Genomic DNA, 236 nt, shown 5'->3' with positions numbered 1-236 from the left:
CCACGGGGCAGCATCACCCACGTTTTTCCGTTTTCTATCACGGGGAACGGCGTAATGGATTTCGGATCGGCGGTTGCTCGATGCTCCTGCACCCAGAAATTGGGTAGCTTGGCCCGGGCAGCACGCGTGATCCGCTCCTGAGGCGCGGCGCGCGATGCCAGCAGCGCGTAAAACTCACCGAACCAGCCAGTCGCCTGTCGCTGGAATTTTGCGGGGTACGAAATTCCCGAGTCCTC

The 236-nt window shown here is 61.0% G+C and carries 1 protein-coding gene; it reads right to left on the bottom strand.

Annotated elements, in window-relative coordinates; genetic code table 11:
* Positions 1 to 236 (bottom strand): hypothetical protein (locus tag AC1RPH_RS08515; RefSeq protein WP_481762152.1); only part of this gene is annotated, 236 nt, incomplete at both ends.

This window comes from Dellaglioa sp. CoH-57-MRSF-16, assembly GCF_056782055.1.
This window is presented reverse-complemented; position numbering and strand designations above follow the sequence as displayed.